16 protein-coding genes are annotated in these 13,331 nt (G+C 55.1%); 4 read left to right on the forward strand and 12 right to left on the reverse strand.

Annotation, left to right across the window (positions count from 1 at the left end):
* Positions 1–18: 18 nt before the first annotated feature.
* Together VLL26_RS07575 and VLL26_RS07580 are read right to left on the reverse strand one after the other, a co-directional pair.
* Complete coding sequence (locus tag VLL26_RS07575) at positions 19–312, reverse strand: WXG100 family type VII secretion target (RefSeq protein ID WP_342318500.1); 294 nt, start codon at positions 310–312, stop codon at positions 19–21.
* A gap of 28 nt (positions 313–340) precedes the next feature.
* Complete coding sequence (locus VLL26_RS07580; RefSeq protein ID WP_342318501.1) at positions 341–679, reverse strand: WXG100 family type VII secretion target; 339 nt, start codon at positions 677–679, stop codon at positions 341–343.
* A gap of 118 nt (positions 680–797) precedes the next feature.
* Here VLL26_RS07580 and VLL26_RS07585 point away from each other — a divergent pair, with 118 nt between their 5' ends.
* Together VLL26_RS07585 and VLL26_RS07590 are read left to right on the forward strand one after the other, a co-directional pair.
* Complete coding sequence (locus VLL26_RS07585) at positions 798–1,115, forward strand: transposase (protein WP_342318502.1); 318 nt, start codon at positions 798–800, stop codon at positions 1,113–1,115.
* Positions 1,112–2,020, forward strand: a complete 909-nt coding sequence (locus VLL26_RS07590; protein WP_342318503.1) for an IS3 family transposase — start codon at positions 1,112–1,114, stop codon at positions 2,018–2,020. The genes VLL26_RS07585 and VLL26_RS07590 overlap by 4 nt, the downstream gene beginning before the upstream one ends.
* Here VLL26_RS07590 and VLL26_RS07595 read toward each other — a convergent pair.
* A complete protein-coding gene (locus VLL26_RS07595) occupies positions 1,979–3,328 on the reverse strand; it encodes an IS256 family transposase (RefSeq protein ID WP_342318504.1) in 1,350 nt (449 codons plus the stop codon). The genes VLL26_RS07590 and VLL26_RS07595 overlap by 42 nt on opposite strands.
* Before the next feature lie 145 nt (positions 3,329–3,473).
* On the opposite strand from VLL26_RS07595, the gene VLL26_RS11140 reads away from it, so the two are divergent.
* Both VLL26_RS11140 and VLL26_RS07600 read left to right on the forward strand, forming a co-directional pair.
* On the forward strand, positions 3,474–3,677 hold the full coding sequence (locus tag VLL26_RS11140; protein ID WP_425292259.1) for an integrase core domain-containing protein: 204 nt from the start codon (positions 3,474–3,476) through the stop codon (positions 3,675–3,677).
* A 174-nt stretch (positions 3,678–3,851) separates the two neighbouring features.
* Complete coding sequence (locus VLL26_RS07600; RefSeq protein ID WP_342318505.1) at positions 3,852–4,133, forward strand: hypothetical protein; 282 nt, start codon at positions 3,852–3,854, stop codon at positions 4,131–4,133.
* Positions 4,134–4,208: 75 nt separating this feature from the next.
* Here VLL26_RS07600 and VLL26_RS07605 read toward each other — a convergent pair whose 3' ends face one another.
* The 9 genes from VLL26_RS07605 to fbaA all read right to left on the reverse strand — a co-directional run bounded on the left by VLL26_RS07605 (position 4,209) and on the right by fbaA (position 13,326).
* A complete protein-coding gene (locus tag VLL26_RS07605) occupies positions 4,209–4,808 on the reverse strand; it encodes a hypothetical protein (protein ID WP_342318506.1) in 600 nt (199 codons plus the stop codon).
* A gap of 46 nt (positions 4,809–4,854) precedes the next feature.
* Positions 4,855–6,150: an RHS repeat-associated core domain-containing protein gene (locus tag VLL26_RS07610; RefSeq protein ID WP_342318507.1), complete on the reverse strand. Its 1,296-nt coding sequence runs from the start codon at positions 6,148–6,150 to the stop codon at positions 4,855–4,857.
* Positions 6,119–9,838, reverse strand: a complete 3,720-nt coding sequence (locus VLL26_RS07615) for a DUF6531 domain-containing protein (RefSeq protein ID WP_342318508.1) — start codon at positions 9,836–9,838, stop codon at positions 6,119–6,121. The genes VLL26_RS07610 and VLL26_RS07615 overlap by 32 nt, the downstream gene beginning before the upstream one ends.
* Positions 9,839–9,933: 95 nt before the next feature.
* Positions 9,934–10,227: a WXG100 family type VII secretion target gene (locus VLL26_RS07620; RefSeq protein ID WP_342318500.1), complete on the reverse strand. Its 294-nt coding sequence runs from the start codon at positions 10,225–10,227 to the stop codon at positions 9,934–9,936.
* A gap of 28 nt (positions 10,228–10,255) precedes the next feature.
* Entirely contained in the window at positions 10,256–10,594 is a 339-nt protein-coding gene (locus VLL26_RS07625; protein WP_342318501.1) for a WXG100 family type VII secretion target, read from the reverse strand.
* Positions 10,595–10,735: 141 nt separating this feature from the next.
* Entirely contained in the window at positions 10,736–11,035 is a 300-nt protein-coding gene (locus tag VLL26_RS07630; protein ID WP_342318509.1) for a WXG100 family type VII secretion target, read from the reverse strand.
* Positions 11,036–11,037: 2 nt separating this feature from the next.
* A complete protein-coding gene (locus tag VLL26_RS07635) occupies positions 11,038–11,361 on the reverse strand; it encodes a hypothetical protein (protein ID WP_342318510.1) in 324 nt (107 codons plus the stop codon).
* Complete coding sequence (locus VLL26_RS07640; RefSeq protein ID WP_342318511.1) at positions 11,362–12,081, reverse strand: hypothetical protein; 720 nt, start codon at positions 12,079–12,081, stop codon at positions 11,362–11,364. It lies immediately after the preceding gene.
* 210 nt (positions 12,082–12,291) lie between these two features.
* Complete coding sequence (gene fbaA / locus VLL26_RS07645; protein ID WP_342318512.1) at positions 12,292–13,326, reverse strand: class II fructose-bisphosphate aldolase; 1,035 nt, start codon at positions 13,324–13,326, stop codon at positions 12,292–12,294.
* Positions 13,327–13,331 lie beyond the last annotated feature (5 nt).

The following is a 13,331-nucleotide window of genomic DNA, read 5'->3' on the forward strand; positions in this document are numbered from 1 at the left end:
GACCGGCGAAAAGAGGTGTTATTGGCCGGCGAGCGAGCCCGTTACCCGACCGCGAGTTTCGGCAACAGCGGCGGTGTTCTCCTCCAACGCAGAACGGATCTGTCCCAGAATCGACTTCATGTTCTGCGCCGCCGACGACCACTTACCGTGAATACCCCGATACGTTTCCTGCTCAGAACCTTCCCATCCAGCGGCAAGCTTCTGGATATCGGAGTCCATCTCAGACAAAGTGGATTCGATGGCGTTCATCACCGAGTTCAAATCAGAACCCGCAGCTTCAGCGTCAGAACGGGTGTAAGAATAAACAGACATTTCAAGTTCTCCTATGAAAAGTTGAGGTTTAAAGAATCGGACCGGATTGGAAGTTCATACCTGCGAAACGCTGCTGCAGCGTTGCGGTTTGATCCTCCTCACCTGCCTGGTAGTCTTTGCCGGCCTGTTCCACGCGGCTAGTGAGCTGGTCAAGCGCAGAGTTGACTTGCTCCATGTTGTCGTTCCATGCCTCGGTCATTCGATTCCATGCTTCAACCGAGGTGCCTTTCCAGGAGGACTTCAGTGGTTCAATGGCATCCAGGAACTGTTGGGACTGCGCCTTCAACTGGCCATAGCTCGTTTGCAACGATGAAACATGGCTGGAGACGGCTGAATGTTCAACGGAGAGTTTGTCTGACATAGACATGGTGGTTATATCCTTTGCTTTTCGTGAGGGTGTCAGGAAGTTTGTGTGTGAGGCTCTGATACAGAAGGTGAAGTGCCCCAGGTTTTGTTCCGTTTGAGTAGATGGGAAAATCTGGAACATGCCGAGGAAATTTGACCAGGATGCGAAGGACCGCGTTGTCCGTCTCGTTGAAGACCGTATCGTGGCGGAAAATCTTTCGATGCAAGACGCATGTCAGGCTGTCGCACCCAAACTGGGTGTCTCGTGGCACACAGCCCGACAGTGGACGCAGGCTGCTCGCCGCGACGGACGAGTCCCTGATCATTTGCCTGAAGACTTGGCTGCTGAAAACGCCAGGCTACGGCGCGAAGTTCAGGAGCTACGTGACACCAACGAGCTGTTGAAAGCTGCCTCGGCTTTTTTCGCATCGGAACTCGGCCCAACACGTCGGAAATGATCCGGTTCGTCGACGACTATCGGGATCGTTTCACGGTCGAGTTCATCTGTGCGACGTTAAAGAATAATCGTGAAGGTGGCTTCATTACCTCGCGTGGTTACAGGCAGTCGAAAGCCCGGGGCTTAAGTGCCCGCGCACTTCGTGACGCAGCTGTCATGGAGCATGTTCGCCAGGTTCACGCAAACAATTACGGCGTTTACGGCGTGCGGAAAATGTGGCGTGCCCTTCGACGTGAAGGCATTCATATCGGCCGCGAGCAGACCGCCCGCCTGATGCGCCTGGCCGGTCTGTCCGGCAAAGGCAAAGGAGGTGCACCTCGCACGACCCGCAAGCCGAAGGGGCCGGATGTGCGACCTGATCTGGTCAATCGTGAATTCAGAGCGCCAAGCCCCAACCGACTGTGGGTGGCTGACATCACCTATGTGCGCACGCGGAAAGGCTTCGTCTACACCGCATTTGTCACTGATGTGTATTCCCGCAGGATTGTCGGGTGGGCGTTGTCAGACTCGATGCGTACCGAGGCGTTGCCTCTGCAGGCGCTGAACCAAGCGATTGTGTGTGCGAAGAAAACCGAAGGTCTAGTTCACCATTCGGACCACGGCTCGCAATACGTCAGCATCATCTACAACGAGCGTCTGGGTGAGCACGGGATCGCTGCGTCTACTGGGACGGTCGGTGACTCCTACGACAATGCTCTGGCTGAAAACGTTAACGGTTCCTACAAGAATGAACTCATTCAAACTCGGAGGTGGGCGGACGTTGTCGAGGTGGAAATCGCGACGTTTGAATGGGTGAATTGGTGGAACGAATCACGGCTCCACCAGTCCCGAGAGTGTCCGATAGTTTGTGTGCGGGGGTTTGGTTTACAAGTACTCCGCGAATCGGTTGGGGTATGCCACAGCTAGTTGGTTGATGGCTTGCTTCCAGCCATTGGCCTTTGCTCCTTCAACATACCCGTTGCACTCAACGGCGCGCTTGGCTTGCTTCGAGCGTTTGGCAGCGCGTTTGTCTTCGATGTTGCAAATCATCAGCCAAAGCGTCTTCACAGCCGCTGTATCGTTCGGGAACTGGCCCCGATTCCGGGTAGCTTTGCGCAGCTCAGCGTTAAGTGACTCGATCGAATTCGTGGTGTACAACACCTTGCGCGCTGCTGGCGGGAACTGCAAAAACGGCACGAACCGTTCCCACGCATCACGCCACACCTTCACCGACTGCGGGTATTTCTGGCCAAGCTCAGAGGTTTCGAACGCATCTAAGCTGGCACGGGCGGTATCTTCGTTTGCGGCCGTGTAGATCGCACGTAACGCGCTGGAGACAGCTTTTCGGTCCTGATAGGACACCCACCGGTTCGCCGCCCGGATCAGGTGCACGATGCAGGTCTGCACCATCGAATTCGGCCAGGTCGCCTCCACGGCTTCCGCTAAGCCTTTAAGCCCATCACAGCAGACGATGAAGACATCCTGGACGCCACGGTTGGCCAGATCTGCGCACACCGATGCCCACAAGGCGGCGCCTTCATTATCAGCAATCCACAAGCCCAGGATGCGCTTGATACCGTCGATGTCGATGCCCACCGCCATGTAGCACGCCTTGTTGACTACACGGTGGCCATCGCGGATCTTCACGCGTAGCGCATCAAGGAAGATTACTGGGTAAAACTCGTCGAGCTGACGGTTCTGCCAGATCATGACCTCGTCTAAGACTGCATCGGTAATGGTGCTGATCGTATCCGGGCTCATATCCACCCCCAGGGTGGACCCAAGATGGTGCTGAATATCACGCACTGTCATCCCACCGGCGTACAGCGAGATGATTATGTCATCGAGCTCTGTCAGCCGGCGTGCGCCCTTGGGCACCATCTGGGGCGTAAACGTGCCGCAACGATCCCTGGGTACAGTCACTTCCAACGTGCCGTAACCAGAGTTAACCGTCTTGGTGTACGACCCGTTGCGGTGGTTACCACCCTGTGTTGGTTCAACCTGGGCCTTCATCTTCCGGTCGGAATGACGGTAGCCCAAATGGGCATCCATTTCCGCCTGCAGACCAGCGTTAATCGACGCCTGCAACAGACCTTTGACCAGGTCACTGGCGTCACCGGTGGACGTCGACAACTCGCCAATCAGCTTGGCGAGCTCAGGATTTTCCATCAGCTTCTCGCTGATCTCGTTGACCTTGTCCTGGTCATGGTTTTTCTTCGTTGTCACCGTTGTCATTATCGGTGAAACTCCTTCTGTATCAGAGCCTCACACACAAACTTCCTGACACCCTCCCAGTCCCTAGACTACCGCACGCCGGCGGAGGTTGAATCAGAATTTTGGAGCAAAAGCTCAGCTCAGGACATAATGGAAATCAAGGCACATGCCTAGGAACAAAACCCGGGGCACTTCACGGAGTACTTGTAAACCAAACCCCCGCACACAAACTATCGGACACTCTCCCGTTGCCCACGCGCGTCACTGTGTGGGCCTATGGTCGGACCGGTACAATACGTACCATCCTCACTCGGCGCTAGGATTCATCGCCCCAGAGGAATACAAGAAACAATGGTTACAAGCCGCTTAAGTCACCTGGCCCTAAAAACCAGACCACTCCAGACCATACAACGTGTGGACAGCACACCCAAGCACTTCACCTGTACACGGGTCGATGATCTCCTGCGGCGCACCCGCCAAATCTGCCATAAGGGCATAAAGGGCCTAAAGCTCAGCGTCAATGCACTGCTGGGAAAAACGCAACTTGGCCAACAAGTTCCCCAATGTCATAGATATTGCGCCTCATATGTGGGTTGGTCCGACAAGTGTTGCCGCGAGCACTTTCTCGCCCTTCAAAGCAGTAGCCAACACCGCAACGCTAAAAGAAACTCACAAGACGCTAAAAGATCCTCACGAGGTAAACCACGCAGCCGACCATAGCAATGACTACCGTGACATCACCGAAGCCTTACACCCAAAACATAACCCTACTTCCATGCAAGAAAACAGTTCAAAAACACGGAAAACACTAGGGGCTAATCCTTAGAACTGGAGCTATGCAGCTTGGTACCCACAGTTTGCCGAAGGTAGATCCGGTCCTCCATAACCGAAAAAGGACACACTACTCCAAGCCTTGAGCTTTAGCGATGCGCTCCAAGGCCTTATCTACCTCCGGTGCTGTACCAGCAAATCTACTGTGCACCAGCCACGCAAACCCAGGATGCTCCCGAAACTTCTTACTTGTGCCCACCCCATCCCAAATCAGGCCCTGCTGAGATTTCAATAAAGGATCCGGCCGCCTCGAGGACTGCATCTTCAAAAAACGATTGAACTGCTCAAAATTACGCGGATGCACATTCCGCTGCAAGGAACCAGTTCTTCCGCTAAACAAAGTTTTTGTTTTGTTGGCTGGGTACTCCTTATACTTTTCAAACTCGTCGACCACCGCCGTGACATCCAGATCCTTCGCCCCGAGCTGATTCAACATCCCAAAGGCCCCCCTGCTAATCGGACCCCAATGCAACTGCTCCGCATAGGGACGCAACGCAGCAATGATGTCCCTTCTCATCTTCCGATCCGTCATCTCCACTGCCGCCACAGCATGGTTGACATAATTGTCCTTGTCCTGCTCCTCCCTAAACCCCGGAATCAACTCAATAAACCGCTCAGTCAAAAACTGCTTAGAGTCGAAAATCGGCTCAAAAGGATTCGGTACCGGCATATCACTTACTCACTTCCATATCCCTCGACAACCAGACTTTTAAGTTTTAAGGCACCATACGCTCAATTAGGGATTCCGGCATTGTTTTGTGGATTATCTGACCGGATTCAATCAGCTTACGCACGCTCCGCGAGAGGTGCGTATTTGGCGCTGTAACCAGGATATAATTTCCGGGCCCTGCGTGTGCCAGACCATCCCGGATCTGCCTTCTTAGATCCAATTTCTTGACAAACTTCACTTCCACGATCTGATCTGAGGTCAGTGTCAAATCAGGGATGTATGTCCTCCCGTTAACAACGTATTTATCACCACGAGGATCATCCCAGAGGAATCGCCCTTCGAACATCTCCCGGGCGATCTTCTCCCCAACTTGTCCTTTTTGATTCGAAGTCAATGCGTCGATACGCGCCTGCAACGCCGGATTATCGACTTGACTATATTGTTTTAACCCGAAAGGATCACACCAAAGCACAGGATGGGCAACATAACCCTGCGCAGAAGAAAGCCGTGCTGCTACCCCCAAAGGATCCTGCGCATTGTAAATACCGGCTTTCGGATCATAAAACCGGAACCTGTTATACGCCCACCCCGATTCCTGGTCAACATACTGTCCAGCAAATAAAAGCGGCATACTGAGCGTGCCTCTCCAGCGACGTTGACCATACAACGTGTGGACAGCACACCCAAGCACTTCACCTGTTCGCGGGTCGATGATCTCCTGCGGCGCACCCGCCAAATCTGCCATAAGGGCATAAAACTCAGCGTCAACGCGCTGCTGCGACCACTGGGCGGGATCATCTTCCACAGAAGCACTAGAACTGCTAGGGGAAAACGCAACTTGGCCAACAAGTTCCCCAGTCTCTGGATCAGTAGATACCACCCAACCACAACCTGCATCAGGACCCATAGTGGTGTACTCACCAACTAACTGATCACCAGCATGGGCGAACACCGTCCGCGCTATCACCTCACCAGTTTCGGTGTTGATGGTCTCTTTCGCTACGCGCCTGCCCAAACCGTCGTAAATGTAGCGCCAGCCCATGCCAGGAGTATCAGAAGAATCAAAACCTATCGGCTGCTCACCAGTGGCATAGTAAAAATTCTTTACTAAAGGCTTCTTGCTAATCCGCTTCGTAACGGTACGAACAACTCGGCCCGCCCCATCATAAATATAGGTGGTACGCCCTACACGGGTAGGCATCGTGCCCGAAAACTCGATCTTTTCCTTTGCAGCGGAAGTGCGGAGGGCTGGCTTTTGCCATGACTCTTCAGGCTGAGGCGCATCATACCGGTTCAATACACCGGCTGGGCTATACTCGTAAGATTCCTGGCCAGCACCCATCCGGATAAATTCCGTGCGATACCTTCTGCGGGTTTGCAGCAGAACTTTCACGTCGGACCGCAGTTACACGCCCAACCTCGTCGACGCTATACAAGCTGCGTCCGCGGAGCTGGTCTCTCACTTCGGTGATCTTGGTATCCGCCCGCCACGTCAGCTCACGGCCAGCCACGGATTGCGCTGCACCCCCCACAGAAGCACCAGACATACTCATGCGATCCTGGATACGGCGAGCACGTTGGTCGTAGGAAAAACTACGAGTCAACGCGCCGATATCAATAGTGTCACGCAAACCTCGCTGATCACGGCTATACGACAGCCCCACCAAAGTGCGTGCACCCTCATTGCCTGACCCCTCCCACATAACATCTGAGGTTGCGATCTGCCCATAACCATCACGAGCAAATTCGGTATAAATCCTCTCGCCCGCCGGAAGAAGGATGCTATAGCCGTAGGCTTGGCCCGCCGCATCAACGTGAGCTTCATAGCCGGTAGACTCCCCGGAGGCTAAAGTGACCGTCTCCCCGGCTATCTGGCCATCCGCATCATAAGTGTAAGAAACCGACGAGAAGGCATTAGATACGCCTGTCACGCGCCCCGCCAGGTCATAAGCAAACTCAGATACTCCAGAGGAGTCAACTACGCGCTCAACATTCCCCATCCAGTTACGCTCAAGGGTTGTCGTGCCAGCCGGGGACTCAACGACCGTGCGCAATCCATCCACAGAGGTCGAGGCAGTCACTGGGCGGCCGTTGTAATCAATCTCGCGGGCGATCGTCCCATCAAGGTTGTATTCGTACCGCCACGTACGATTATCAGCGTTGGTCACTGCCACAGGCTGCATCTGGGTGTTATAGGTAATCCGAGTTACCGCTCCATCCGCGTCGGTCGTTAAAGCAGGTTGATCGAACACAGTGTACTGCACCGTCGATGTCAGCCCGAGCTCATTGGTGAAACTGAGCTGGTTTCCCTCACCATCAAATGTTGCTGACTGCCTCGCCCCATCTTCAAACACAACCTCATTTGCCCACCCTTCCGGGGTGTAGCCAATCATGGTGACAGCACCATTCGGGTCCATTGCCTCAATGACACGACCACACACATCACGCACCCAACTCATGCGTCGCCCAGCAGGATCAACAGTTGCCATCAAACGGCCCGCATCATCGTGCTCCATTACGGTTGTGTATCCGCCCGGGTCGGTCACAGACGATAAAACAATCCCTGAGGCACGCACCTGCCAATCCCACTTAGTTTCGGCGCCACTAGGTTCACGCAACGCAGTAACCATCCCAAAAGCATCAACATCACACTCAGTTATCGAGCCGTCGCGTTCAATGATGCGTGCCGGAACGCCCCACGCTCCAGGCTCTACGCGCCTACTCGTGCCATCGGGGAAGCCTTCACCAACGCACACCCCATCTTCGTTATAAGTCATCGACCACACTTCTCCGGCCGAATCGACAATTTTAGTGACTTGGTGATACGAATTATGCTCGAAATCCGTTACCCGGCCCTCCGGGGTGATTATCCGCCACACATCCCCGTCCGCGCTACACCGGTACACCGTCGGACGCACATCCCCCAGAACCTCATCGTGTAGCCACGCGTCGGGGACACTCCAACCATCCTCATCGCGTACACCTGCACGGCCACGCCCGGTCAACCCTGCCTGAACAAGACCGCCCTCGCGCAAAGCTGCGACCAACTCAAGCTGATCCAACCGGTCCAAAAACTCATCCATCACTGAGTCCCCGACTGCCAACGGGTCCTGTTCAAAAGGCGTCGCAGTTTCAATCGCTACCACTACTATCCCGCCGGCTGGGGCATCCTCGGCAGTATCGTCAAGCCACACCGCAGTATTCGGAAAGAACCCTCCCGTGCCAACCTGGGAACTCACACGACCTGCTTCATCAAATCGGTACACATACGACACCCCATTTCGATCCGTCCACCCACACGGACGTCCCTGCTCGTCGTAGCGATAACGCAGCACACCCGCATGCGAGTTCCGCACCGTTATCAACCGACCAAACGGGTCATAGCCATAAGAGACCAACCGCACTGGATCGTCGTCCGGATGCGTCAACGGGTTCGACACCCAAACCCCCGACACCCGGTTAATCGCTCCATCCCAACTCAGATCCAATCGGGTGCCATCAGAACGCACCATCGCCACCATGTGCCCCGTCGCGTTATCCCACACATAGTCGATCCGCTGCCCCGTACGGTGCACCATCGAGCTTATTCCCAGCTCAATGCTTATACCGAAACGTTCAGCGACACTGCCAGACACAATCCCAGCTCCGACCATGCTACGTCCCACGCTTGCAGGCCCATGAGCTACCCCTACACCATCGGGACGCAGATCGTCTTGCTCATACACATGAAAGTGATACGTTACCGCCTCATTGACGGCACGCACGCGGTACGCTCCGTCCCCAAATGACAACAGCCAGCCACGTCCATTACCGCGCACTTCCGAACCATCCACAGGGGCAGGGGGAAACTGGATTAGCGCCCCATCCGGGCACAGCATCGTCACCACATCCGCCGCAACCTCCAAACGGACATCCATACGCGAGATCCACCTTGGCCCCAACGCACGACCCACCTCATGCGTAGAAAACGCGTGACGGTCTATCACCAGCGGCAACGTACCCTCAATGCGAATATCAGTGTCGCTATCTACCATTGCTCCAGTAGCAATATCAACCGGATCAAGCGCAAACAAGATCCGATCAATGCCACGAGCCGCAGCTTTACCCGCCGACTCTTTCAGCGCCACCGCCGACTGCTGCAAGGCAGCAACCTTCGAACCAAGTTTTCCAGTCTTCGCCAGTTTGCCTAAAGCCCCCAGCGCCCCACACGTCGCCAGATCAAAGAGGAACTCACCCCAACTTGCCTCCCCTGCTGCCGCCAGTAAAAACTTCAACCCCACACCAATGCCAACCAACACCGCCCCAAGTATCTGCAAACCAGGAATCAGCATCATAATGCCGCCGATAATCTGCAAGGCATCGGACACCACCGACAAAAGGTCGGCGTTGTCATGCATAAAATCTTTAATCGCCTGCCAAGTCCCACCCAAAAACCCGGGATTTTCCTCAAAGGCTTTACGTGCCTGCGCCGAGATCTCCGCAGCATGCAGCGAAACCTGCCCACCCAGCGATGCCTTAACTTCCTCAGCCGCTGCAATATCCGCTTCCCATTTCGCCTGCGCAGCCGCAAGCTGCGCCTGCGCCGCTACTAACGCGGCTGCCGCCGCAGATTTCGTTGCAGCGTCCGGCGCCAAAGCCACCGCAGTTTCAGCTTGATTAACCTGCACAACAGCAGCATTGACCGCCGTATGATCTACACGCGCCACAGACCGCAAAGCATCCATTTCAGTCCGCCGCGCACCCAAATCTAAACCATAGGCATGCAAAGCATCAGCCAACCCAGCATGGGCCTGGCCCGTGACCAAAAGATGCTGCGGGAAATCCCCGTGCAACAACTCCCGGTACCGATCCCCCTCGCTGCCCACAAACCCCCCATCATTAATCGCGCGCAGCAACCCCGACGTCTCCACCGCACGATCCGCAAAATCACGCCACGTCCGTGCCGACGCCAACACCGAGAACACAGACCCACCAATATGGAAATGCGGACGAACAAACACCTCAAACGGTGGAAGTGGCACAGCAGGCATTACGAGAACTCATTCCTTAACTTCGAGAGGGAGACCAACATTTAAAATCAAAAGGACGATGCCCGGCCGCGAAACCCGACCGGCGAAAAGAGGTGTTATTGGCCGGCGAGCGAGCCCGTTACCCGACCGCGAGTTTCGGCAACAGCGGCGGTGTTCTCCTCCAACGCAGAACGGATCTGTCCCAGAATCGACTTCATGTTCTGCGCCGCCGACGACCACTTACCGTGAATACCCCGATACGTTTCCTGCTCAGAACCTTCCCATCCAGCGGCAAGCTTCTGGATATCGGAGTCCATCTCAGACAAAGTGGATTCGATGGCGTTCATCACCGAGTTCAAATCAGAACCCGCAGCTTCAGCGTCAGAACGGGTGTAAGAATAAACAGACATTTCAAGTTCTCCTATGAAAAGTTGAGGTTTAAAGAATCGGACCGGATTGGAAGTTCATACCTGCGAAACGCTGCTGCAGCGTTGCGGTTTGATCCTCCTCACCTGCCTGGTAGTCTTTGCCGGCCTGTTCCACGCGGCTAGTGAGCTGGTCAAGCGCAGAGTTGACTTGCTCCATGTTGTCGTTCCATGCCTCGGTCATTCGATTCCATGCTTCAACCGAGGTGCCTTTCCAGGAGGACTTCAGTGGTTCAATGGCATCCAGGAACTGTTGGGACTGCGCCTTCAACTGGCCATAGCTCGTTTGCAACGATGAAACATGGCTGGAGACGGCTGAATGTTCAACGGAGAGTTTGTCTGACATAGACATGGTGGTTATATCCTTTGCTTTTCGTCGACGACGGACTTAGTTGGGTGGGGTTTCGGTAGCACTGGAACCTTATGAAGCGAGGATTTCCGACCCTCAACCTGTGTGCACCGATAACCCCCTATTTAGAAATTGTTTGCACCATCAGTGAGTTTGATCCAGGACCTGCTGCACTGCGCTGCGCACCTCGGTATTTCCATCTCTCGTTTTCAGCAAAACTTCGCGTACTTCGGTTAGTACACTGCGCAGGCCTTCCGCTCCTTCCTGCCACTTGGCCATCATTTCCTGGTACATATCTGACTCGGTTGCTTCCCACTGTGGATGCAGTCGCTTCAGCGCAGCATCAATCTCGTTTAAAGTTTCGCCGATATCACTTTGCGTGCGTAGGATGCCCGAGGCGGAAATTGTCGCGTCCGATGTTTGGAAAGAATAAACACTCGCCATAGTTAAACTTCCTCTCCGCGCAGTGCCGCACCCATCTGGTCGATCCCGCCGCCAAGCTCGGAATCAAATTCGCTGACTACCTGGGCGATGGAACCCGAAACATCACCCAGTTTTTCAACGTTTTCAATTAACACCCGCCGCGATGCCTTCCAGTCAGCGAAGAAATCGCTCACCGCAGACTCGATGACATGTCCGTGAATATCATCGACACCTTTGACTCCTTGCGCGCCTTGTTCCACGCTGTCTAGGCCATCGCTTAGCGAAGTCAGATTTGCTTGGATCGTCTCCAGATCCGCCACCGGAACCTGCCAGAAATCAGAAGCCATTTATTTCACTGACCCTTCTGCGCCCATGAGGACAACAACTCCCTCTACCGATTCGACGTCTTCACCGCTGGCAGCAGGCTCGATGACCCTCTGCCCGGCAGTGTCAGCGTACGTACGCACGCTTGATACTAATCGACGGACAACACTGGCTATCGCAGCGCCAGTTTCCTCGCTCGGGGCGCTACCGGATACTACGAGCGTCCAGTTTGTGCCCGCCACCGGCAAAAACGCCTGGTGCGTATAGGATGTGCGCCGGTCCGTCACCGGACCCACCAATCCGGTCTTTGAGACGAAAACGTAGCTTTCGCCGCGACCAGTACGCTCCACGATCGGATTGTGCGCCTGCATCTGACGTTGTGTTGCAATCACACTCGCCGGCGACGGGGAGGAATCAACCCACCGCAGAAGAAGAGTTGCGGCAGAGGCATCTTCGCCTTCGAGCCCAGGCAGTATGAGAACCACGAGGACTCCCGCGTTTTGCGCCTGTGCGATTGTCTGTTCTAGTTGAGCTTTGACGGTCTTTTTTTGCGGGGACGATAACCGCACTCCGGGCAGGTAGTCATCTGCCAAGCGTTCGGCGCATGTGCGCCATTTGGCGGGGTGGGTATCTACATATCGCCAATTCAATGGCAACTGCGCAGCCCATACAAAGCTCGGACGAGGTGCGTCAGGATGATATTCGATTGTCGGGGCGGCTGTGGCTCCAATTGGTGCTGTCACACAGTCCTCCTTCCTCGAAGGGTGCTGCGTCTCATGGGCGAGGCACTGGGGCCTAAAGATACGCAGCTAGGGTTCTCACATTTCAGGAGTCAGCCTAGCTGCTTTTCTTCTCCCTGCAGACGATAGTGGGCTTTTGTTTCATATTCGGTGCAGTCTTTTGCCCTCGACCACACGCGACATGCACTCGCCGACGAGGCGCCGGGTGCGTCCTTATTTATTCAAGGAGGTTCCGATGGAGTGCAGATCCTGGCACGCTTCGATCACGCGCTCTGACATGGACTGCTCCGCCTTTTTGAGGTATGAGCGCGGGTCGTAGGCCTTCTTGTTGCCTACCTCACCGTCAACCTTGAGCACGCCATCGTAGTTCTCAAACATGTGTGAAGCGATGGGACGGGTAAATGCGTATTGTGTGTCGGTGTCGACGTTCATCTTGATCACGCCGTAGCGCAAAGCCTGCTCAATTTTGTCCTTCTCGGAGCCGGAGCCGCCGTGGAAGACGAAGTCGAAAGGTTGATCGCCCTCGTTGAGGCCAAGCTTGGCGACGGCCACCTTCTGGCCCTGGTCTAGCACTTCCGGGCGCAGCTTCACATTGCCTGGCTTATATACCCCGTGGACGTTGCCGAAGGTCGCAGCAAGCAGGTAGCGGCCGTTTTCGCCGGTGCCTAGCGCGTCGATGGTCTTGGCGAAATCCTCCTCGGTGGTGTAAAGGTTCGCGCCGGCTTTCGCCTCGACTCCGTCCTCCTCGCCACCGACGACACCTATCTCAACTTCGAGGATAATGTTGGCCTGGCGGGCCTTTTCCAGCAGTTCCTGGCCAATCTCCAGATTTTCGTCGATTGGGATGGCCGAACCGTCCCACATGTGAGATTGGAACAAGGGGTTTTCACCGCGGTTCACGCGCTCCTGCGAGATCGCAATGAGCGGGCGGACATAATCGTCGAGCACTTCCTTCTGGCAGTGATCAGTGTGCAAAGCGATGTTGACATCGTAGTGCCGGGCTACCTCGTGCGCGAACGCCGCCAGGGCGGTGGCGCCAGCCACCTTGTTTTTCAGTGCCAAACCGGAGCCGAACTCCGCGCCACCGATGGAGAATTGGATGATACCGTCCGACTCAGCTTCAGCGAAGCCTTTAATAGCAGCGTTAATGGTTTCCGACGACGTGCAGTTGATCGCCGGGAACGCGAAACCTTCCTGCTTCGCGCGGTCGAACATCGCGTTGTAAACCTCAGGGGTGGCAATAGGCATGCTGG

It is taken from the genome of Corynebacterium sp. BD556, from assembly GCF_038452275.1.
Classification (GTDB): Bacteria; Actinomycetota; Actinomycetes; order Mycobacteriales; family Mycobacteriaceae; genus Corynebacterium; species Corynebacterium mayonis.